The 20,386-nt window shown below is 73.6% G+C and carries 18 protein-coding genes and 1 pseudogene; 2 read left to right on the top strand and 17 right to left on the bottom strand.

What is annotated here, in order from left to right; all coding sequences use genetic code 11:
- Nucleotides 1–249 precede the first annotated feature (249 nt).
- Nucleotides 250–1,788, top strand: coding sequence for a MocR-like pyridoxine biosynthesis transcription factor PdxR (gene pdxR, locus ABTY15_RS15030; RefSeq protein WP_350582871.1), 1,539 nt, complete (start codon nucleotides 250–252; stop codon nucleotides 1,786–1,788).
- On the opposite strand, the gene ABTY15_RS15025 is transcribed toward pdxR (ABTY15_RS15030), so the two are convergent.
- The 14 genes from ABTY15_RS15025 to ABTY15_RS14960 all read right to left on the bottom strand — a co-directional run bounded on the left by ABTY15_RS15025 (nucleotide 1,712) and on the right by ABTY15_RS14960 (nucleotide 16,135).
- Nucleotides 1,712–3,193, bottom strand: a complete 1,482-nt coding sequence (locus ABTY15_RS15025; RefSeq protein ID WP_350582847.1) for a UbiD family decarboxylase — start codon at nucleotides 3,191–3,193, stop codon at nucleotides 1,712–1,714. The genes pdxR (ABTY15_RS15030) and ABTY15_RS15025 overlap by 77 nt on opposite strands.
- On the bottom strand, nucleotides 3,190–3,486 hold the full coding sequence (locus ABTY15_RS15020) for a chorismate mutase (protein WP_350582813.1): 297 nt from the start codon (nucleotides 3,484–3,486) through the stop codon (nucleotides 3,190–3,192). Before ABTY15_RS15020 ends, ABTY15_RS15025 begins: the two co-directional genes overlap by 4 nt.
- Nucleotides 3,483–3,833, bottom strand: coding sequence for a cupin domain-containing protein (locus ABTY15_RS15015; RefSeq protein ID WP_350582772.1), 351 nt, complete (start codon nucleotides 3,831–3,833; stop codon nucleotides 3,483–3,485). The genes ABTY15_RS15020 and ABTY15_RS15015 overlap by 4 nt, the downstream gene beginning before the upstream one ends.
- A 28-nt stretch (nucleotides 3,834–3,861) precedes the next feature.
- Nucleotides 3,862–4,545, bottom strand: coding sequence for a flavodoxin family protein (locus tag ABTY15_RS15010; protein WP_350582751.1), 684 nt, complete (start codon nucleotides 4,543–4,545; stop codon nucleotides 3,862–3,864).
- Nucleotides 4,546–4,618: 73 nt separating this feature from the next.
- Complete coding sequence (locus ABTY15_RS15005; RefSeq protein ID WP_350582725.1) at nucleotides 4,619–5,923, bottom strand: TrpB-like pyridoxal phosphate-dependent enzyme; 1,305 nt, start codon at nucleotides 5,921–5,923, stop codon at nucleotides 4,619–4,621.
- 57 nt (nucleotides 5,924–5,980) lie between these two features.
- Nucleotides 5,981–7,204, bottom strand: a complete 1,224-nt coding sequence (locus ABTY15_RS15000) for an MFS transporter (RefSeq protein WP_350582716.1) — start codon at nucleotides 7,202–7,204, stop codon at nucleotides 5,981–5,983.
- 27 nt (nucleotides 7,205–7,231) lie between these two features.
- The gene (locus ABTY15_RS14995; RefSeq protein ID WP_350582666.1) at nucleotides 7,232–8,449 is read right to left on the bottom strand and encodes an ATP-grasp domain-containing protein; all 1,218 of its coding nucleotides are present in this window, start codon (nucleotides 8,447–8,449) and stop codon (nucleotides 7,232–7,234) included.
- 32 nt (nucleotides 8,450–8,481) lie between these two features.
- Complete coding sequence (locus tag ABTY15_RS14990; RefSeq protein ID WP_350582659.1) at nucleotides 8,482–9,249, bottom strand: B3/B4 domain-containing protein; 768 nt, start codon at nucleotides 9,247–9,249, stop codon at nucleotides 8,482–8,484.
- 123 nt (nucleotides 9,250–9,372) lie between these two features.
- Nucleotides 9,373–10,572 (bottom strand): MFS transporter, encoded by a 1,200-nt coding sequence (locus ABTY15_RS14985; protein WP_350582648.1) that lies wholly within the window; start codon nucleotides 10,570–10,572, stop codon nucleotides 9,373–9,375.
- Entirely contained in the window at nucleotides 10,572–11,861 is a 1,290-nt protein-coding gene (locus ABTY15_RS14980; RefSeq protein WP_350582619.1) for an amidohydrolase family protein, read from the bottom strand. The genes ABTY15_RS14985 and ABTY15_RS14980 overlap by 1 nt, the downstream gene beginning before the upstream one ends.
- Nucleotides 11,862–11,918: 57 nt before the next feature.
- The gene (locus ABTY15_RS14975) at nucleotides 11,919–12,527 is read right to left on the bottom strand and encodes a hypothetical protein (RefSeq protein WP_350582612.1); all 609 of its coding nucleotides are present in this window, start codon (nucleotides 12,525–12,527) and stop codon (nucleotides 11,919–11,921) included.
- On the bottom strand, nucleotides 12,517–13,938 hold the full coding sequence (locus ABTY15_RS14970) for a phenylacetate--CoA ligase family protein (RefSeq protein WP_350582608.1): 1,422 nt from the start codon (nucleotides 13,936–13,938) through the stop codon (nucleotides 12,517–12,519). The genes ABTY15_RS14975 and ABTY15_RS14970 overlap by 11 nt, the downstream gene beginning before the upstream one ends.
- 98 nt (nucleotides 13,939–14,036) lie before the next feature.
- The gene (locus ABTY15_RS14965; protein WP_350582599.1) at nucleotides 14,037–14,624 is read right to left on the bottom strand and encodes an anthranilate synthase component II; all 588 of its coding nucleotides are present in this window, start codon (nucleotides 14,622–14,624) and stop codon (nucleotides 14,037–14,039) included.
- Nucleotides 14,621–16,135, bottom strand: a complete 1,515-nt coding sequence (locus ABTY15_RS14960; RefSeq protein WP_350582595.1) for an anthranilate synthase component I family protein — start codon at nucleotides 16,133–16,135, stop codon at nucleotides 14,621–14,623. Before ABTY15_RS14960 ends, ABTY15_RS14965 begins: the two co-directional genes overlap by 4 nt.
- Nucleotides 16,136–16,377: 242 nt before the next feature.
- Here ABTY15_RS14960 and pdxR (ABTY15_RS14955) point away from each other — a divergent pair, with 242 nt between their 5' ends.
- Nucleotides 16,378–17,778, top strand: coding sequence for a MocR-like pyridoxine biosynthesis transcription factor PdxR (pdxR, locus tag ABTY15_RS14955; protein ID WP_350582589.1), 1,401 nt, complete (start codon nucleotides 16,378–16,380; stop codon nucleotides 17,776–17,778).
- A gap of 54 nt (nucleotides 17,779–17,832) precedes the next feature.
- Here pdxR (ABTY15_RS14955) and ABTY15_RS14950 read toward each other — a convergent pair whose 3' ends face one another.
- From ABTY15_RS14950 to ABTY15_RS14940, 3 genes and pseudogenes are all read right to left on the bottom strand, one after another.
- On the bottom strand, nucleotides 17,833–18,678 hold the full coding sequence (locus tag ABTY15_RS14950; RefSeq protein WP_350582583.1) for an RNA polymerase sigma factor: 846 nt from the start codon (nucleotides 18,676–18,678) through the stop codon (nucleotides 17,833–17,835).
- 576 nt (nucleotides 18,679–19,254) lie between these two features.
- Nucleotides 19,255–19,818 (bottom strand): hypothetical protein, encoded by a 564-nt coding sequence (locus ABTY15_RS14945; protein ID WP_350582580.1) that lies wholly within the window; start codon nucleotides 19,816–19,818, stop codon nucleotides 19,255–19,257.
- Nucleotides 19,815–20,386: pseudogene (locus ABTY15_RS14940) on the bottom strand (SCO0930 family lipoprotein); the annotation flags it as partial. The gene ABTY15_RS14945 and the pseudogene ABTY15_RS14940, both read right to left, overlap by 4 nt.

Here is a 20,386-nt window from a genome sequence, read left to right as displayed (position 1 = left end):
GACGCTCCATCAGAAAATGATCGGGGCTCAAACGATCTAGATGCCGCATCGACCACCCGGTCACCGTCCGTGACCAGGCACACAACACCACCACAGGACCGCGCCGCACGGTGATCCGAACGTCACCAGATCGATATGTCGACGGTCGCGGCGGTGAACTTCGTGGCTGAACGAGCCGTGCCGCAGCTGTGAAGGTTCCGGGCGCGACCGTGCGAGACTCGGCGGATCGGGGAGCGAAGGGGAGGCGCCGTGGGATCGTCGGAACTGCTGGTCGTGCTGGACCGGGACAGCTCGACGCCGTTGCAGCAGCAGGTGTGCGACGGGATCGCCGCGCTGGTGCGCTCGGGCCGACTGCGGCCCGGTGAGGCGGTGCCCGCCTCCCGCGAGCTGGCCCAGCAGCTCGGCGTCTCCCGCACGGTCATCCTGCGCGCCTACGAACTCCTCTGCACCCACGGCGTGCTGACCGCCCGCCGGGGATCCGGCACCCGGGTGGCCGAGCAGGCCGAGGCCCCGCCGGCCCAGCCCGCCCGGCCGCGCCCGGCCCGGGAGCACCAGCGGCCGCAGCCGCCCCGGGCCACCGACGGCGGCGACGCGCTCTGGCAGCCCTGGGAGCCACCGCCGACCCACCACCCGGGCGTGGCCCTGGACTTCCGGCACGGCACCCCGGCCCTCGCCAACTTCCCGGTCTCCCGCTGGCGCCAGTCGATGCACGAGGCGTACGCCCGGGCCGACGCCGCCGCGCTCGGCTACGGTCCGGCCGAGGGCTCGCCCGCGCTGCGCGCGCAGATCGCCACCCTGGTCCGGCAGAGCCGCGCCCTGACCGCGACGCCGGATCGGATCCTGGTCACCAGCGGCGCCACCCAGGCCCTGGACATCCTGGTCCGGCTACTGGTCGGCCCGGGCGACGTGGTGGTGATCGAGGACCCGAGCCACACCGTGCTCCGCCAGGTCTTCGGCTGCTCCCAGGCCACCGTGGTGCCCGTGCCGGTGGACGAGGAGGGCCTGCGGGTCGCGGACATCGACGCCCGGGTCCGGGCGCACGGTCAGGACCCGGCCAGGGTCAAGGTGGTGTACGTGACCCCCTCGCACCAGTTCCCGACCGGCTTCATCATGTCCGAGGCGCGCCGGCGCGCCCTGCTCGCCTGGGCGTACGAGCGCGGGGCGACCGTCCTGGAGGACGACTACCACAACGAGTTCACCTTCGCCGCCGAGCGGCTGCCCGCCCTGGCCGCCGACCGCCACCGGGACACCGTGGTCTACGTCGGCAGCTTCAGCAAGACCCTCTTCCCGGCGCTGCGGATCGGCTACGCCGTCCTGCCGCCCCGCCTGGTGCAGCCCTTCCTCGGCATCAAGTGGATCACCGACCGGCTGACCCCGACGGTCACCCAGGACGCACTCGCGGACTTCATCGCCACCGGCGCGTACGCCCGCCACATCAGCCGGATGACCCGGCTCTACCGCCAGCGCCGGGGCCGCCTGCTGGACGGCCTCTACGAGCACTTCGGCGCCGGGGTGCGGATCTCCGGGGCGGCGGCGGGCCTGCACGTCCTGGTCACCCTCACCGGGGCGCGCGGTGCCGGCGAGGACGAGATCGTCCGCCGGGCGGCGGCCCGGGGCGTGCGGATCTACGCCGCGTCGGGGTACTTCGTGCAGGACCCGCCGGCCGAACCGACCTTCCTGATGGGCTACGCCGCGCTGCCCGCCGCGCGGATCACCGAAGGGGTGGCGCTGCTGGCGGCGGCGGTCCGGGAGTCGACGGCGGCGCGTCCGACGGCGACACATCCGTGAAGCGCGGCCGGCGGAAGCGGTCGAGCTGCGCGTACGGCACCGTGCAGTCGAACACCGCCTTGGCCGTCCGGCCCTCCGCCGAGAGCGCCGGGGAGTAGGCCGGGGACTGCGTCGGGTCGAGCGGGAAGCCCTCCCGGTCGGGGAGCACCACGACGTCCTGGTCGGCCTGGAGCCGGGTGGTCATCGCCCACCACAGGTCCTGGTCGGACTCCGGGTCGACGTCCTCGTCCACCGAGACGACCAGTTTGGCCATCCGGAACTCCTCCAGCACCGCCTGCGAGCCCTCGCGCACCGCCGCGTCGTCGGCGGCCGAGCGCTTGCGCTCCCACTGGAGCACCACCATCAGCTGGCCGCCGCCCGCCGTGTGGCAGTGCACCGCCCGGATCGGCGCCCCGCGCCGCCGCAGCCGGTCGAGCACCGCGGCCTCCATGCCGAAGCCGAGCAGCACCGACTGCTCGTAGCCGGGCCCGGACACGGCCTGGAGGATCGCGCCCTCCCGGGCGGTGATCCCGGTGACCCGGACGGTCGGCAGCGCGGGGTGCGCACGGCCCTGGTAGCCGAGGAACTCCGGGGTGGCGGCCGGGCCTTCGGGGTTCTCCGGCCGCAGCTCGGGCAGCAGCTCGCCCTCCAGCACGTACTCGGCGTGCGCGATGTACTCCGCGTCGACCGTCTTGCAGGGCAGCAGCTCCACCGGCGCGCCGCCCAGCGCCCCGGCCACCGCCAGCTCGTCCAGCTCGGTCGGCACCAGCGAGGTCGGGCAGCAGGAGGCCAGCAGCACGGCCGGGCCGAGGCCCAGGTGGATCGCCACCGGCAGCGGCCGCCCCAGCCGCAGCGCCGACCGGTGGGCGAGCTCCAGGTCCCGGCCCGGCACCATCCAGATGGTGAGCAGGTCGGGTCCGCGCACGCACATCCGGTGGATCGACAGGTTCCGCACGCCGGTCTCCGGATCGGTGGCGAGCACCGCGCCCAGGGTCAGGTACGGCCCCGCGTCCTCCTCGGTGAGCACGGGCACCGGCAGCGCGGTCAGGTCGGGCGGGTACGCGCTGCGCGCCCAGCGGCCCTCGTCGGTGGCGCGCACCGGCGGTACCGGCGCGGCCACCGCGTCGAGCAGCCGGTAGGGCAGTTCCGCCGGGGTGGCGCCGAGCAGCGCGGCGGCCCGGTGACGCGTCCCGTAGAGGCCCATCAGCACCGCCCGGGCCTCGCCGGCCTCGGGCACGACCTGCTCGAAGAGCACGGCCGGGCCCGGTCCGGTCGGCGGCGGGGCGGGCGTCCCGGCCCACTTGGCGTAGCGGGAGGAGACCCCGAACCGGGCCGGGACCTCCTCCCGGACCCGCACCAGCTCGCCGGGCATCAGATCGAGCGCGGCGAGCGTGGTCCGCAGGTCGGCCGGGCGGCGGCGGGTCACCGGCCGTCCCCGGGCGAGACCGCCTGCCGCTCGGCCAGCCGGTCCAGCTGCATCCGGGTCAACTGGTCGATCAGGGTGCGGTAGGTGGCCTCGGCGATGCCGGGCGGCATGCCGTGCTCCCCGGCCAGGCCGCGCACCTTGTCGATCACCTGCTCGACCCGGCCGGTGGAGCGGACCTGCTCCTCGTCGCGCTTGTACTCGGTCAGCTCCCGCACCACCCGGGTGCGCTCCGCGAGCAGGGCCACGATCTGCCGGTCCAGGGCGTCGATGGACAGGCGCAGTTCGTCGATCACGCCGGGAGCACCTGGTCGATCACGTAGACGACGGTGGGCTCGCCGTCGGCGCCCTGCGAGCGGTGCGGGTCGCCGTCCGGGATGATGAAGCCCATGCCGGGGCGGCAGGGCACCGAGCGGTCCTCGAAGTGGATGGTGAACTCGCCCTGGAGGACGTAGCCCTGGTGGCCGCGCAGGCACCACTCGTGCTCGTCGAAGCCGGCCGGCAGCTCCATCAGGCGCACCCGCAGCCCGCCGGTGTAGGCGATCTTCACCCGGCCCTCGGCACCGGGCTTCTGCCACTTCTCCCAGGGGATCGAGTCGAAGTCGATGCCGACCAGGGCGGGGGCGTCGGTCTCGGTGGTCATCTGGTGAATCTCCTCAACAGGTCGTGGATCAAGGGGTGTTGACGGCGGGAGTCAGTTCGCGCGGCGGGCGGGCGACGCGCTCGTTGCGGTCGTCCAGCGGCAGGACCGGCTCGCCGGTGGCGGCCTGGTGGCGGCGCAGCAGGAGGGTCATGTCCAGCATCCGGTGGACCATCCGCTCCAGTGCCTCCAGGCCTTCGGTGTCCTGGAGCCGGGGCTCCGGGCCGGTGTTGCGCAGCAGGGCGGGGAAGCCGCTGCCGACCAGGATCATCCGGTTCAGCAGCAGGTTGTCGACGAGCTGGTTGTGCACCGAGGCTTCGCTGTAGCGGCGGCCGGTGACGATGATGCCGCCGACCTTGTTGGCGAGCGGCCGTTCGAAGCGCAGGAAGCCCACGCCGGCCCGTTCGATGAAGATCTGCATCAGGTGGGCCAGGCCGAAGCCGTGCACCGGCGCCGCGTAGATGATGCCGTCGGCCTGCTTCATCCGCTCGACGATGGCCGGCATGTCGTCCCGCAGCTCGCAGGGGGTGAGCCGGCTGTTGCAGTCGCCGCACGGGCTGCACGGCGAGATCCGGTGGTCGCGCAGGTGGATGGTGCGGAACTCGGCACCCCGCTCGTGGACCAGCCGCCCGGCGTACTCGAGGGCCAGGTCGGTGTTGCCGCCGGCCCGCTCGGAGCCGGATATGCCGAGGATGATCGGTTGTGCTCCTTGCATGTTCCCCCCAATGGTGGTCGGCGCGCCGGGGCGGGCCGGGCGGGTGGCCGTCGGCCCGCCCCGGCGCGGTCGTTCAGTCCTGGAGCTTGCCGGCGAAGTAGTCGATGTACGCCTGCATGTCGAAGTGGCCGTGGCCGGACAGGGTGAACAGGATGGACTTCGCCTCGCCGCTCTCCCGGCAGGCCAGCGCCTCGTCGATGGCCACCCGAACCGCGTGGGTGGACTCGGGCGCCGGCACGATGCCCTCGCTCCGCGCGAACTGCACGCCCGCCTCGAAGCAGGCGGTCTGCGGGACGGCGCGGGCCTCCAGCAGGTCGGACTCCTTGAGCGCGCTGATGATCGGCGCCATGCCGTGGTAGCGCAGCCCGCCCGCGTGGATGCTCGGCGGCACGAAGTCGTGGCCGAGGGTGTGCATCAGGGAGAGCGGGGTCAGGCCCGCCGTGTCGCCGAAGTCGTAGTCGTACGAGCCCTGGGTCAGCGTGGGGCAGGACGAGGGCTCGACGGCGATGGCGCGCACCGACCGGCCGCCGCCCAGCTGCTCGCGCAGGAACGGCAGCGCGAGGCCGCCGAAGTTGGAGCCGCCGCCCGCCGCACCGATCACGATGTCCGGGTAGTCCTCGGCCAACTCCATCTGGAGGATGGCCTCCTGGCCGATGATGGTCTGGTGCATCAGCACGTGGTTGAGCACCGAGCCCAGCGCGTACTTGGCCCGGCCGCCGCTGCTCAGGGCGGCCTCGATCGCCTCGGAGATGGCGAGCCCGAGGCTGCCGGTGGCGTTCGGGTCGGCCGCGAGCGCGGCCCGGCCGACCTCGGTGAGCTCGCTGGGGCTGGCCGCGACCGAGGCGCCGAAGGTCTCCATCAGGCCGCGACGGTAGGGCTTCTGCTGGTAGCTCACCTTGACCATGTAGACCTCGCACTCCAGCCCGAAGTACGAGCAGGCGAGCGACAGCGAGCTGCCCCACTGGCCGGCGCCGGTCTCGGTGGTGAGCTTCTCCACCCCGGCCTGCTTGTTGTAGTACGCCTGCGGTATGGCCGTGTTGGGCTTGTGGCTGCCGGCCGGGCTGACGCCCTCGTACTTGAAGTAGATCCGGGCCGGGGTGTCCAGCGCCTTCTCCAGGCGCCGGGCCCGGATCAGCGGCGCCGGCCGCCACTGGCGGTAGACGTCGAGCACGGCGCCGGGGATGTCGATCTCGGTCTCGGTGCTGAGCTCCTGCTTGATCAGCTCCGGCGGGAACAGCGGCTCCAGGTCGGCCTCGGTGATCGGCTCCCGGGTCCCCGGGTGCAGCATCGGCGGCAGCGGCTTCGGCAGATCCGCGACCACGTTGTACCAGGTGGTGGGGATGCGGTCCTCGGGCAGCAGGAACTTCGTGGTGGGCATTGAGCACTTCCTGTTGGGATTGCGGGTGCACATGAGGAGAGGAGGTGTGACGGTGCCTCAGGAGCGGACGGCGTCGGCCGGCTCCTCGGCTGCGGCGCCGGCCGCGCTCGGGGCCGAGGCCCGGATGCGCAGCAGCGCGAAGGCGGCGATGCCGATCAGCGGGGTGATCAGCATGGTGTGGAAGACCGGCCGGTCGCCGTGCGCCTCCCAGATGAGGCCCAGCCCGACCGGCACGACCAGCCGGGCCAGGCCGAGCACGAAGCCGTTGAGCGCCATGAACCGGCCGACCCGGCGCTCGTCGACGTGGTCGGCGATGTAGGTGGGCACCACGACCGAGGCGATGATCTCGCCGAGCGTCCAGACCACGGTGGAGAGCAGCACGGCGGTCAGCGAGAAGGCGAAGTCGAGCACTGCCAGCCCGAGTGCCCACAGCGCGCCGGCCACCAGCAGCATCGCCCTGGTCCCGTACGCGGCGATGCGCTTCTCGACCAGCAGGCCGAGGCTGACCACCACCACGCTGTTCACCGTGTAGACCACGCCGACCAGGCCCGCCGACTCGTTCAGCACGGTGGTGACGGCCAGCGGCAGCGAGTACTCCAGGCCGATCAGCGGCGCCACGTAGAAGAACGAGGCCAGCACCAGCAGCAGCACGTGGCCGTGGCCGAGCGGCCCGGTGCCGCCGGCGGCCTTGCGCTCGGCGCCGCCGGCCCGGGCGTCCCGCGGCACCCAGATCCAGATCATGGCGGCGCACACCAGCCCGACCAGGATGTTGCCGGCGAACATCACCGTGGTCGAGTACGCGGCCGCCAGCCCGCCCAGCAGCGGGCCGATGCCCATTCCCAGGTTGTTGCCGATGTAACTGACCGTGTAGGAGAACGGCCGCTGCTCGGGCGTGGCCAGGTCGGCGATCAGGGTGTTGGCCGCCGGGCTGAACATGCCCATCCCGACCAGCGCGACGAAGAGCAGCACCGCGTACGTCCACGGCGGCCCGTCCAGCGCCGCCAGGCCGAGGTAGCCGGCGGCGTTGAGCAGCAGGGCCGAGACCAGCGCGGTGCGGCGGCCGCGCAGGTCGCACAGCGGACCGCTGAGCAGGCTGCCGACCAGCAGGCCGGTGCTGCCGATCGAGATCAGCAGGCCGGCCTCCCCGGTGCTGAGCCCCTTGCCGCGCACCAGGTAGACGGCGAGCAGCGGGAAGACGAACATGCCCGCGCGGTTGATGAAGGACGCGAGGAAGAGCACGCGCAGGGGAAGCGGAAGTTCCTTGAACCGGGTCAGCCACATCGGGCCGGCCTCCTCTCCGACGGCTCGTCAGCCCTGCTCGGTCTCGACCCGGAAGGCGTCGCGGACGGTCTTGAAGCGGGCGAGCACGTCGTCGAAGTCGGTGCCCTCGCAGACGTACCAGCCGAGCACGTCGTTGGAGGCGACCGGCGGGGCCAGCACCTCGCCGACGCTCTTCCAGACGTCCGCGTCCAGCACCGCGTCGAGCGCCTTGAGGTCCTCGGGCGTGCTGATGTCGGTGATCCGCCCGTACTTGCCGGAGGACAGGTACTCGGTGCCGATCTCCGGGCCGAGCCGGGCGGCCGTCCGGTGGTCCGGGTCGAGCTCCAGGCGGGCCCACTCGCCGGCCAGGTTGATGCCGCGCCCGGCCTGGACGGCCGGCACGATCGAGCCGCCGCCGGCGCGCGCGCCGGCCTCGCCGAAGACCACCTCGCCGTCGTCCAGCAGGAAGTACTCCGCGTGGGCGACCCCGGTGCTCATCCCGAAGCCGCGCAGCACGTCCGCGCTCAGCTCCAGGATCCGCTGCTCCTGCGGGCTGAGGTGGTGCTTGCGGGAGATGGTGCCGCCCGGCTCGTCGCGGTACTCCAGCACCGAGTAGGTGTACTGGGAGAGCTGTTCGAAGACCACCTCGCCGTCGCGCAGCAGCGAGTCGACGTGGAACTCCGTGCCGCGGATGAACTCCTCCACCCGGTACTCGTGCCGGTCGTCGCCCATCTCCGCCCAGACCTCGGCCAGTTCGGCCGGCCCGTCGACGCGGTAGGTGCTGCCGCAGGCCCAGCCCGCGTACGGCTTGATCACCACGGGGTAGCCGACCTGGCCGGCGAACTCCTCGACGGCGCCGAGGGTGTCGGGGCGGCAGGAGCGCGCCACCCGGACCCCGAGTTCCTCGGCCCGGCGGTGCATCACGTTCTTGTCTCGGAAGTTGAGCGCCTGGTCCGGGGTCAGCCCGGGGATGCCGTGGTCCCGGCGGGCCCGGCTGGCGGGGAGCACGTCCCCCTCGAAGAGCGGGAAGATCCGCTCGATCGGGTGCTCGGCGACGATCGCGTCGACGGCGGCGCGGAAGGCCGCGGTGTCCTCCAGGTCCGCCTGGAAGACGGGCAGCCCGTCGGCCTCGGGCGCCTCCTGCCCGCTCGGCAGCAGGACGACCGGCTGGACGCCGAGGTCGGTCGCGGCCGCGACCACGCTCCGGAACTGGGCGAGGTAGCGGCCCGCGGCCGGGCGGTAGACGATGAGGATCGAGCGGGTCATGGGGGTCTCCTCGGAAGTGGCGATCGGGCTGCTCAACGCGCGGCGGCCGGCTGGGCGGCGAAGAGCTCGGCGCGGCGGGTGGCGGCGTCCAGCAGCACCGGCGACCTCCGGTCCGCACCGAGGCCGTCCAGCGCCTCGGCGAGGCGGGCGAGCGCCTGCTCCACCACCGCGCGGCCGTCGGCGTGCACCGCCTCGACGGTGATCAGCAGCCGCCGCCGGCCGACGTCGGTCTTGATGACGTCGCTCTGCCGCCAGTTCCAGCGCCGCGAGTGCGCCCGGCCGCTGCCGTCGGCGTAGACGACCTCGCCCGGCTCGGGGTGCTCCGGCGCCTCGGGGGCGCCGAGCGGCAGGTAGGTCTCGCCGCCGTCGGCGAACCGCACCGTCAGCTCGCCGGCGATGTCGCCCACGTCGCAGGAGGCGACCGGCAGCCGGCTGCCGAGCGACACCCCGTTGCAGAGGTCCACCAGGGAGTTGATCCGCGGCAGCCGGTCCCCCTTGGCCACCCGGCGCAGCACCGATTCGGCCGCGCAGGGGAACTTGTTGGGGTTGACCTCCACGGCCCGGTAGGCGTCCCGCCAGCCGGCGATGGCCGGCAGCGCGGAGACCTCGGCCTTGCCGAGCGAGGCCCGGTGCAGCTCGTCCTCGGCGGCGGTGAGCAGCGCGTCGACGGCGGCGTCGTCCTTGCCGACCTCGATCTCCGGCACGGCGATCAGACCGAGGACATAGCCGGGCACCCGCTCCAGGAGCCCGTCGTCGATGGTGACCGTGAGGGTGTCCACGGTGCTGGTGGTCCGGTCCATGTTCGTGTCCTTCGTGCCTGGGATCGGGGACGGCTGATGACCCGTCCGACGCTAGCGAGGTGACCGGGGCCCGGCTGTGGCCAATTCCCGACGATCTCGTGGTGCCACTTCGCGGGCCGGCCCTCAGCCGGTCTCGGCGGCGAGGGTGGCGGCCCGGGCGCGTTCGGTGCGGACCGCCGCCGCGACCGTGACCAGCGCCAGTGCCGCCAGGGCGGCGCCGACCAGGCCGAGCGTGTCCAGGGCGTCCGCGCCGCCGTGGTCGATCACCCGGCCGCCGAGGAAGCCGCCGAGCGAGATCCCGGCGAAGGTGGCCGAGGAGTTCAGCGAGAGCAGCAGCGGTCCGGAGGTCGGCGCGATGGCGAACAGCCGGTGCTGCTGGGGCGGTTGGGTGGCCATCGCGGCCAGGCCCCAGACCGCCATGGTGACGGCGGCGGGCACCAGCCGGTCACGGGTGAGCGGCAGCACCGCCAGCACGACGGCCAGCCCGGCCACCGAGCCGACCAGCACCGGGACGGGCCCCCAGCGGTCGGTGGCCCGCCCGCCCAGGGTGGTGCCGGCGACCGCCGTCACGCCGAAGACCAGCAGGAGCAGCGCCAGCGTGGTGCCGTTGCCGTCGGTGGCCGGGGCGAGCACCGCGCCGATGTAGGTGAGCACCAGGTAGCCGCCGGTCATGAAGAGCAGCGTGGTCAGCACGGTGAACAGCACCCGGGCGTCCCGGGCCGGGGCGAGCCGGGCGGCCAGCCCGGGCGCGGCGGGCAGCCGCACCTCCGGCAGACCGAAGGCCACCGCGCCGGCGCAGAGCAGGCCGAGCCCGGCGACCAGCCAGAACGTCGCCCGCCATTCGAGGTCGGCGGCCAGCCAGGTGCCGAACGGCACCCCGACGACGGTCGCCGCCGACAGCCCGCCGAGCACCACGGCCAGCGCCCGGCCTCGCCGCTCGGGCGCGCTCAGCGCCCCGGCGCAGGCGGAGGCCGCCGGGATGTACATCGCCGCGCTCGCGGCGGTGAACACCCGGGCCAGCAGCAGCAGTCCGAGACCGGGCGCGAGCGCGGAGGCGACGTTGCCCGCGGTGAAGCCCAGCAGCGAGATCACCAGCACGGTCCGGCGCTCCAGCCGGCCGGTGAGCGCGCCGAGCACGGGCGCGAAGACCGCGTAGGTGAGGGCGAACAAGGTGGACACCCAGCCGACGTCGGCGTAGTCCGCCTTCAGGTCGCCGGCCACCTCGGGCAGCACGCCGGCCACCACGAAGGTGTCGGTGCCGATCGCGAACGCTCCGAGGGCGAGCACCGGGAGGACGGGGAGCCTGGCTCCGGTCTGTGCCATCACACGGCTCCGATCGGGGTGCGGGTACGGTGGCGGTCGGGCTCGCCGGCGACGAACTCGCCGCCGAGCAGTACCAGTTCGATCGCGCCGGGGCGGCTGAGCACGGTGATGTCCGCGGCCGGGTCGCCGTCGGTGACCACCAGGTCGGCGAGCCGGCCCGGCTGCACCGTCCCGGCGTCGTCGCCGCGCCCGGCCAGCCGGGCGCCGTTGGCGGTGGCCCAGGTCAGCACGACGGGGGCGGGGATGCCCGCCATGGTCACGTAGGTCTCCAGCTCCTCCGCGTAACTGCCGTGCGGCGTCCAGGCGAAGCCGAAGTCGTCCCCGGCCACCACCGGGATGCCCAGCTCGACCATCAGCGGCAGGATCCGCAGGGTGTTCTCGATCTCGGCCTGGAACTCCAGGGTCTCCAGGTACTCCGGGGTCTTGCCGTGTTCGACGCCGCGGGTCAGCAGCCGGTGCGGCTGGTGCAGGCTCGGCACCACGAAGATGCCGCGCTCGGCGATGGCGTCCAGTGCCGCGTCGTCGGCGTAGGTGGCGTGGTCGATGACGTCGACCCCGGCGGCGATCGCGTTGCGGATCCCGGCGAGGCCGCGGGAGTGCGCCCGGACCTTGGCGCCGTGCTCGTGCGCCGTCCGGGCGGCGACGACCAACTCCTCGGCGGTGAAGAGGAGTTCGTGCGACCGGCCGTTGGGGAAGGTGTCGTCGCCGGAGGAGAAGACCTTGACGATCTCGGCGCCCTCGGCGATCTCCTTGGCGACGTACTCGGCCATCTCCTCCGGGGTGTCGGCCAGCCGCATCAGGTCGGACGGGATGCGCTTGCGCACCTCCGGGTTGCGCCGCTCGGGCGGCCCGGAGACCATCAGGTCGCGGCTGCACGGGGTGATCCGGGGGCCGCGCAGCCGCCCGGAGTCGACGGCCCGGCGCAGCGCCATGTCGATCCCGGCGACCGAGCCGGCGCCGACGAAGGCGGTGTAGCCGAGCGCGAGCAGGTTGGTGGCGTTCTCGGCGGCGGCCAGGGTGACCTCGGGGACGGAGTGCTTGAAGAGCATCTCCCGGCCGTCGAGCACGTTCAGGTAGGCGATGTGGGTGTGCCCGAGGGTCATGCCGGGCATCACGGTGCGGCCGGCCAGGTCGAGGACGTCGATCCCGGGCGAGTTCAGCGGCGCTTCGGCCTCGGGCAGGACGGCCTCGATCCGGTCGCCGTCCAGCAGCAGGCTGCGGTGCGGCAACGAGGCCCGGCCCAGCCCTTCCTGGACGGTGACGCGGTGCAACAGGGTTTTCCGTGGCATGGCGAAAGGTGCTCCGGTTGGTTCGGTGGACGGCCTGGCGGGCGTGCGGGGCACGCGCTACGCGTGGCCGAAGAGGGTCCAGAGGATCTCGGCGCCGGGGCGGGTGGCCACCCAGTGGAGGTTGTGGGCCCGGACGCCGGGGGCGTTGGTGACGGCGAGGTCGGCGTGGCCGTCGGCCAGCAGCTCGGCGGCGTGCTGGGTGGAGGTGGCGTCCACCCAGCGCACCTCCCGGCCGCTCAGCGCGGGCGGGGCCACCTCGGCGTAGATCCGGCGGACCTCCCACATGGCCGCGACCTCGACCGGCCCGGCGCCGTCGGGGGCGCCGTCCTCCTTCGGGGCCGCGATCCCGTACTCGGGGGTGGCCTGCGAGAAGTAGGCCGACAGCCGCAGGTCGCGGTGCCAGTGGAAGGAGGTCAGCCCCTTGTACGCGCTCGGCACCAGGGCGAACTCCACCCGGCGCTCGACCAGTTCGGCGAGCACCTGGTCGAAGCTGGCGAACAGCTCGACCCGCAGTCCGTGCCGCTCCGCGAGGAAGTTCGCGGCCAGGTGGCTGGAGGTGCCGAGCGGGCCGAGGGTGCCGAGGGTGGTGCCGGGCCGTTCGGCCCAGCGGTCGGCCAGGTCGCGCCAGCGCGCGGTGTACTCCTCGGTGAGGGTGTCAGCGCTCATACCCACGGTTCGCCGCCATCTTCTGGGCCACCTGGGTCTCGTGGTCGGGGTCGGTGCGCCGGTCGACGATCCGGGCCGCCTTCCAGCTGACGAAGGCGCCGGTGGAGACGATCGGGTCGAGGCCGCTGCTGAGCTCCACCTCGACGGGGACGCCGAGCTCCGCGGCGGCCCGCTCCCGGACGGCCGCGGCGAGCGCGGCCGGGTCCTCGACCAGGCCCTGGAGCAGTTCCAGCCGTACCGTCAGCCGGTCCTGGCCGGCCTCGTCCTGCTCGATGACGACCTGGTAGCCGGCCGAGCCGGTGACCCCGGTCAGCACGGCGGTCTCGATCTGGCCCGCGGTGAAGCGCCGCCCGCCGAGCTCCAGCCGGTCCAGGGTGCGGCCGACGATCCGGACCAGGTCGCCGGGCAGCTCGCAGCCGCAGTCGGACGGCTCGACGACCACCGCGTCGCCGGTGCGGTAGCGGACCAGCGGCTTGACCCCGTCGACCAGCATGGTGACGGTCAACTCGCCGCTGCCGCGCGGCCCGTGGGACTCGCCGGTCTCCGGGTCCACCACCTCGAACAGGTAGTTGGTCTGGGAGAGGTGCATCCGCTTGTTGCGGCAGGCGGTGGCGATCACGAACGCCTCCTGCGAGCCGTACAGGATGTTGTAGACGTCCGCGCCCCAGACCGTCTCCAGGTTCCGGGCCAGCGCCGGGGTGCACATCTCGCCGGTGACGAAGAGCAGCTTGACCGCGAAGTCGCGGCGCAGGTCGTAGCCGAAGTGCTCGGCGGCCTTGGCCAGGGTCAGGGCGACGCCGGGCGTGCAGCAGATCACCTCCAGCTCCAGCTCCTTCATCAGCTGGAGCGCCTTGGCGAAGCCGATGACCGGGGAGTACGGCCAGATCTTGGCGTTCATCGAGCCGGTGTTGCGGGCGACGTCGCCGAGGGTGTCGCCGAAGGAGTGCACCTCGGTGGGGCCCATCAGCCCGATCCGGGGGGCGTGGGTGCCGAAGTGGTGCCGGAAGATCGACGCCCAGGACTCGGTGATGTGCGCGTTGCTGGCGACCACCTCGCGGCCGTCGCGCGGGCAGGGCGTGGCCGGTCCGGTGGTGCCGGTGGTCTCGTAGAAGAAGACGGCGTCGGCCAGCGGGCGGCTGAGCACGTCGAGCATCTCGCGGCGCAGGTCGGCCTTGGTGGTGAAGGGCAGCAGCTCCAGCGTGTCAGGGGTGACGGCGGCGAGCTCGACCTCCTTCAGGTGCCGTGCGTAGAACGGGGATCCGCTGCTGACCTGGTCGAGCACGGTGCGCAGCTGGCCCTCCCGCCAGCCGTCGAGCCGGTCCTGGGTGAGCGTGCGGTCGTAGAACGAGCGGTGGAGTTCGAGGTAGCGCGCGGCGAACTCCGCCGCGGGGCCGTGAGTGGGCAGCCACATGGGCGCGAGGGTCCTCTCGGGGTCGTTCATCGGTGAATCGGTGATCGGTGCGCGACCGGTGATCGGTGCGCGATCGGTGATCGGTGCGCGATCCGTGATCAGTGCGCGGCGGCCCGGGTCCGCACCCGGCCGAGGAAGTTGTCGAAGAGCCGCAGGCCGTGCTCGGTCATCACGCTCTCCGGGTGGAACTGCACGCCCTCGACGTCGAGCGTGCGGTGTCGTACGCCCATCACGTAGCCGTCGTCCAGCGAGGTCGCGGTGACCACCAGCTCGGCCGGCACGGGCTCGGTGACGATCAGGGAGTGGTAGCGGGTGACGGTCAGCGGCGCGGCGACGCCCTCGAAGAGCCCCGCCCCGTCGTGCTCGACCGGGCTGGTCTTGCCGTGCATCAGGTGCTTGGCGACGGCGATCCGGCCCCCGTAGGCCAGTCCGATCGCCTGGTGGCCGAGGCAGACGCCGAGCAGCGGGACCCGGCCCGCGAAGGCGTGCACCAGCTCGACGTGTCCGGAGGCGGCCGGGTGCCCGGGGCCGGGGCCGAGCACCACCGCGTCGGGGGCGGAGTCCAGCAGCTGCTCCACCGAGCGGGTGCGCGAGCGCACCACCTCGGTCTCGGCCCCGAGGGTGAGCAGGTACTGGTCGATGATGTGGCTGAAGCTGTCGTACGCGTCGACCAACAGGACCTTCACGGCAGCAGCTCCTCACCGGTGAGCGCCCAGTAGGTGGCGCTCATCTTGGCCAGCGTCTCCCGCCACTCGGCGGCGGGCGTCGAGTCGGCGACCACGCCGGCCGAGGCCTGGGTGGTGTACCGCTCGCCGTCGTACACGGCGGTGCGGATGCACAGCGCCAGGACGGCGAAGCCGCGGACGTCGACCAGCCCGAGCGCGCCGGCGTAGATGCCGCGCGGGCTGTCCTCGATCTCGTTGATGATCTCCATCGCCCGCAGCTTCGGCGCGCCGGTCATGGTGCCGGCCGGGAAGGTGGCGCAGATCGCCGCCCAGACGTCCGTACCGTCCCTGACCTCGCCGGACACGGTGGAGACCAGGTGGTGGACGTAGGCGAAGGGCTCGACCTCCATCATGGTGTCCACCGACAGCGTGCCGGGCACGCAGACCCGCCCGATGTCGTTGCGGCACAGGTCGACCAGCATCACGTGCTCGGCCTGCTCCTTGGCGCTCTCGCGCAGTCCCTCCACCCGGAGGGCGTCCTCGGCCGGGTCGGCGGCGCGGGGCGCGGTGCCGGCGATCGGCCGCATGGAGATCCGGCCGTCCTGGATCCGCACGAACAGCTCGGGGCTGGCGCCGATCACGGTGTGGCCGGCCCAGGGCGCCAGGTACATGTACGGGGAGGGGTTGCGGTGCCGCAGCCGCCGGTACACCTCCAGCGGCGTCAACTCGCTCTCGACGTCGATCCGGTGGCCGATCTGGATCTGGTAGCTGTCGCCCACCTCGATGTGCCCGAGACAGCGCTTCACCCGGGTGCTGAAGGTCTCCTCGTCCACGTTGTCGCGGACGGCGCGCGGCGCGGGCGCCTCGGGCACCACGGCCCGGTACCCGGGTGCCGTCGCCTCGGCGAGCACCTCGGCCGGCAGGCCGGCCGGTCCGGCCGGCAACTGCTCGCCGTGCGCGGTCAGATGGCGCACCTCGCCGTTGCGCAGGTCGTACCAGGCGGTGTCCCGGAACAGCGCCAGGGTGCCGCGCGGCTGCTCCGACTCGGTCTGGTGCTGCGGGAGTTGCTCCATCGACCAGGCCGCCTCGTAGGCCAGCGTGGTCAGGAAGCCGAAGGCGAAGGTGTCGGTCGGCACCTCGGTGTCCACGGTGAACGCCCCCTGGACGGCGCGCAGCACCCGCCAGAGGGTTTCCGGCTCCGGCGTCTCCCAGACCCGGGTGGTGCCGCGCGCCGCGGTGCCGGCCCGGCCGGCGGCGGTCGAGACGGCGGCCGCCAGGGCGGCGCCCAGTTCCCCGTCCGCGGTCAGCTCCACCCGGTCCGCGAAGAAGCGCAGTTCGGCGAGGAGGCCCCAGCCGACGACGGCCGAGTGGCGGTCCGCGTCCGGCCCGTCCAGGCTCTCCATCAGGTAGAGGTCGCGCTGGGCCCGGGTGCGCGCCAGGGCCTGGTACAGCCGCAGTGGATCGACCGGCGGAAGGCCGGTCGCGGTCACCCGGACCCGTACGGGAATGCTCGATGCTGCTGTCGTAGACACGGGCTTGGGCCTTTCCGGTCCACCTGAGCCGTCGGCGCGTCAGGTGAACGCATGTCAACGGGCCTGATGCAGTGTGGACGCACCTGCCCTGACTCCGCATCCGCGGACGCGGCCGACCGCTCCATCGCGGCGCCCCGTCCCCCCTCGCGATCCCCCCGCGCGGCGAATGCCTGTGCGATAGGAGTCCACCAAATGTTTGAATGTATGGTCCATGCCACTTCGGCTCCCGGAGAGAAGACCACTTGACCTGGCACCTGGCCCTGAGCGTCGATCGGGAGTCGCGGGTGCCGCTCGCCGTCCAGGTGCGCGACTCGCTGCGCCGCCTGATCGAGGAGGGGGCGCTCCGGCCCGCCACCCGGATCCCCTCCAGCCGGCAGCTCGCCGCCGACCTCGCGGTGTCGCGCAGCGTGGTCGTGGAGGCGTACGAGCAGCTGTCGGCCGAGGGCTACCTGGCCACCCGGCGCGGCTCCGGCACCACCGTCGCCGAGTGCGCCCAGCCCGCCGCCGCGGTCGGCTCCGCCCTCACCCTCGTCGACCACGAACCCGCAGAGGCGGCCTGGGACCTGCGCACCGGCACCTCCAACGTGCAGGCCTTCCCGCGCCAGGAGTGGATCCGCTGCGTCACCGCCGCGCTGAACGACGCCGGCCGCCAGGACCTCGGTTACTCCCCGCCCGCCGGGGTCCCGGTGACCAGGCAGCTGCTGGCCGGCTACCTCGGCCGGGTCCGGGGCGTGCGCACCCGCCCCGAGGACGTGATGGTCACCTCCGGCTTCGCCCAGGGCCTCGCCCTGCTGTGCCGGGTGCTGCGCGACCGCGGCCACCGCACCCTGGCCGTCGAGGACCCGGGCCACCCCGGCGAGTGGGAGTTCATCGCCAGCGCCGGCCTGGTCCCGGTCGGCATCCCGGTGGACGCGGACGGCCTGCGGGTCGACCTCCTGGAGGCCAGCGGGGCCCGGGCCGTCCTCACCACCCCCGGCCACCACTTCCCGACCGGCGCCCGGCTCAGCCAGGCCCGCCGCGAACGCCTGATCGCCTGGGCCCGCGCGGTGGACGGCTACCTGATCGAGGACGACTACGACAACGCCTACCTCCGCCGGACCGGCCAACTGCCCGCCCTGCAGAGCCTGGCCCCCGACCGCGTGGTCTACGCGGGCAGCGCCAGCAAGGTGCTCGCCCCCGCCCTGCGGCTGGGCTGGCTCGCCACCCCCTCCGAGCTGATGGCCTCGGTCGAACACGTCCGCGCCGGCTGGGACATCGGCTGTTCCGGCCTCGAACAGCTCGCCTTCGCCCGCTTCATCGACAGCGGCGCCCTCGACCGCCACCAGCGCAGGCTGCGCGCCGAGTTCCACAAACGCCGCGAGGTCGTCCGCGAGCAGACCGCACTCCACCTCCCCGGCGCCCGGCTCCTCGGCGGCGAGGGCGGCCTCCAGGCCTACCTCCAACTCCCCGACGGCATCGACGAGGAGGCCCTCGTCCGGGCCGCCCGCTCCCGCTCCGTCCTGGTCCGCGGCGGCCGCTTCTACACCCTCACCGACACCACCAGGCCCCCCGCCCTGGTGGTCAGCTACGCGACCGTCGGCTGCGCCGGCCTGGCCCGTAGCCTCGCCGAAATCGGCACCGCCTACCGCGAGTTGCTGCGCTGACTGATCGTCGGACGATGCGGGGCTGACGCGGGCGACCCGGTCGAGGGCGGCCGCTCACCGCCGCGCCGGGCGCCGGCGTCGCCGTGCGGCCTCGGGGCCGGGGGCGGCGGCCATCGCCTCAGCCGCCGCCTCCACCGCGCGGTGGTTGGCGTGCTCGACCTCCCGGGCCACCCGGGCGCAGCCCTCGCAGTCCGCCAGGTGCCGGGCCAGGTCGGGGCCGCGCCGCCGCCCGGGGCGCCGGATGGCGTTGGCCAGCCGGGCGGTGAAGTAGCGGCAGGCCGGCGCGGCCGCCTCGTCCACGTCCTCGCGCAGGTAGGCCTCGCGCAGCCCCTCCCGAGCCCGTGCGGCGAGCGAGCGCACCCCGCTGGGGGTCATCCCCATCCGTTGCGCGACGGCGGCCGCCGGCTCCCCCTCCACGACCGTGAGCCAGAGCAGCGCCTGCCACCGTTCGGGAAGCGAGCGGTAGGCCTTGACGACCAGAGCGTTCTCCTCGGTGGCGAGCAGCGCGGCCTCGGTCTCCGCGTCCCCGGCGAGGTGTTCCACCCAGGTCTCGAAGTCCTCCGGCAGCAGCACCCGACGGGTGAAGCTCCTGCTCCACTCCATCGCGGTGCGGCGGACGCAGGCCATCAGGTAGGGGCGCCAGGCGTGGCGCGGTCCGTGGCCGCGGGCCACCGACACGTAGGTACGGGCGTAGGCCTCGGCGGCGAGGTCCTGCGCGGTCTGCGGGTCGCGGCAGTAGCCGCGCGCGTAGGCCAGCACCGCGCCGTGGTAGCGGGCGAAGACCTCGGCCATCACCTCTCCGATCCGGGAGGTGTCGGTGGCGGTCGCGGCGGGAAGGACCGCGGAGAGCTCGACGTCGCTCAAGGTGCTCAGACCCGGTCCGTAATGGTCGGAACGCACGGTCAATGTGGTCTCCTCAGGTCTGCTTGCCCCGGGACGGGAAGGTGGCGTGCACCAGGGGGCGGGGGGCGCCCGGTCGCGGGGCGTGCCGTCTGTCGATGCCCTCTGCCTGCCTGCCCGGGTCGGGCGACACCGGTGGCGGACGGCTGCCGGGCCGTCGGGCGGCGGTGGAGGGTGGTCCACAGCACACCAGCCTGACGGCGTTCGGGCAATCGCCTCCCGGCCCGCCGGCCGGCCTCCCATTCCCAAACCGAATAGCGGGCGGCGCCCGTCGGGCGGGGCGTACGGGTACCGGGCCGCCCGGCGGCCCGCGTCTGCGCAGACCCCACTGGCCCCATCAGTCCCAGGCGCACCACCGGCGCCGCGGGCGTAACAGAAATGCCGATTCGGGTTTGGTATGTCCCGAATCGGCAGCGCAGCGCAACCGCTGACACCGTGACGGACGAACGACAGCCACCGCGGGGCACGCCCGAGAAGCACGAACGGCGGTGGCGTCGCCACGGAGACCCTCCCGGGCCCAGGCCCGGGGAGTTCCGTGGCGACGCCACCGCCGTGTCGGTCGAACGCCCGCCGAGGTCAGCCGGCCCCGGACGGATCGTGGCCGGTGCCACCGGCCCCGGGGGCGTGCTCACCGTGCCCGCCGGGGTCGGCGGGCCCACTGGGGTCGCCGTGCCCGCCGTGATCGGCGTGCCTGGTGTGGTCGGCGCCGCTCGTGATCACCCCGCCCAGCTTCGCGTGCAGCAGGTCCGCCGTGGTGTCGGACAGGACGACCACCCAGCGGTCACCCACCAGGTACGACCCTCCGTAGGCCTCGGCGTCCGACGTCCAGGCCGTCTGGGCCCCGGTGGTCGGGAAGGTGGCGATCCAGACCTCGTCCTCACCGAGGGTGCAGAGCCCCTGGCGGAGGTCCGTGGTGTCGGCGGTGATGTCCACCGCACAGCCGATCCGCTGGGCCAGGTCCTCCACCGAGGTCCGGGCGGCGCCCGTCGACGTCCGCGTCGGGGCGATCAACCCTCCCGCCCCGCCGAGCAGTTCGACGACGCCCAGGACGAGCAGGACGGTCAGCGCGAGCCACTGGAGCCTGCGGCGGACGGTCCGCCGCGGCCGCGCGGCCGCCACGACGGCGCCCCCGGCCGTCACTTACCGCCCACCGGCTTCCCTGCGGGGTTGATGGCCGACCACAGGTTGTCCTTGCCGTTCCCGTTGGCGTCACCGGGGGCGCTGTCGCCCGTGTAGGTGTAGACGGGCTTGCAGTTGACGGACAGCTGCCAGCTGCCGTCGGAGCGCTGCACCTTGCCGATCAGCTTCGGGTCCACGCCCTTGACCTGGCTCGCGTCGACCGCCGGCACCGGCTTCCAGGTCATCGCGCACTGGCCCTCGCAGAGCGAACGCATCGGCCAGGACGGGTCCTTGGCGTACTGGTACAGCGCCGTGCCGTGCGCGTCCACCACGATCTGACCGAGCTGCGGGTTGGTGGTCACGGAGACCTGGGCCCCGCCCGGGGCGGGCTGCGCCGGCTGGGGCATCGGCGCCGCACCGGTCGCCGCACCGGTCGACGGCTCCGACGGGTAGCCGGACGCACCGGTGGCACCGGCGGTCGCGGCGGCACCGGCGGCGGCCGCCTTCTTGCCGTCGGGCGCCACGGCGAACCAGATGCCGCCGACGCCCTGGCCCTTGGTGTCACCGGCCGCGGTGTCCTGCGCGTAGC

Origin of the sequence: Kitasatospora sp. NPDC097643 (assembly GCF_040302625.1) — a bacterium.
Classification (GTDB): Bacteria; Actinomycetota; Actinomycetes; order Streptomycetales; family Streptomycetaceae; genus Kitasatospora.
The sequence above is the reverse complement of the archived record's forward strand: the minus strand, read 5'-3'. Positions and strand labels throughout refer to the sequence as shown.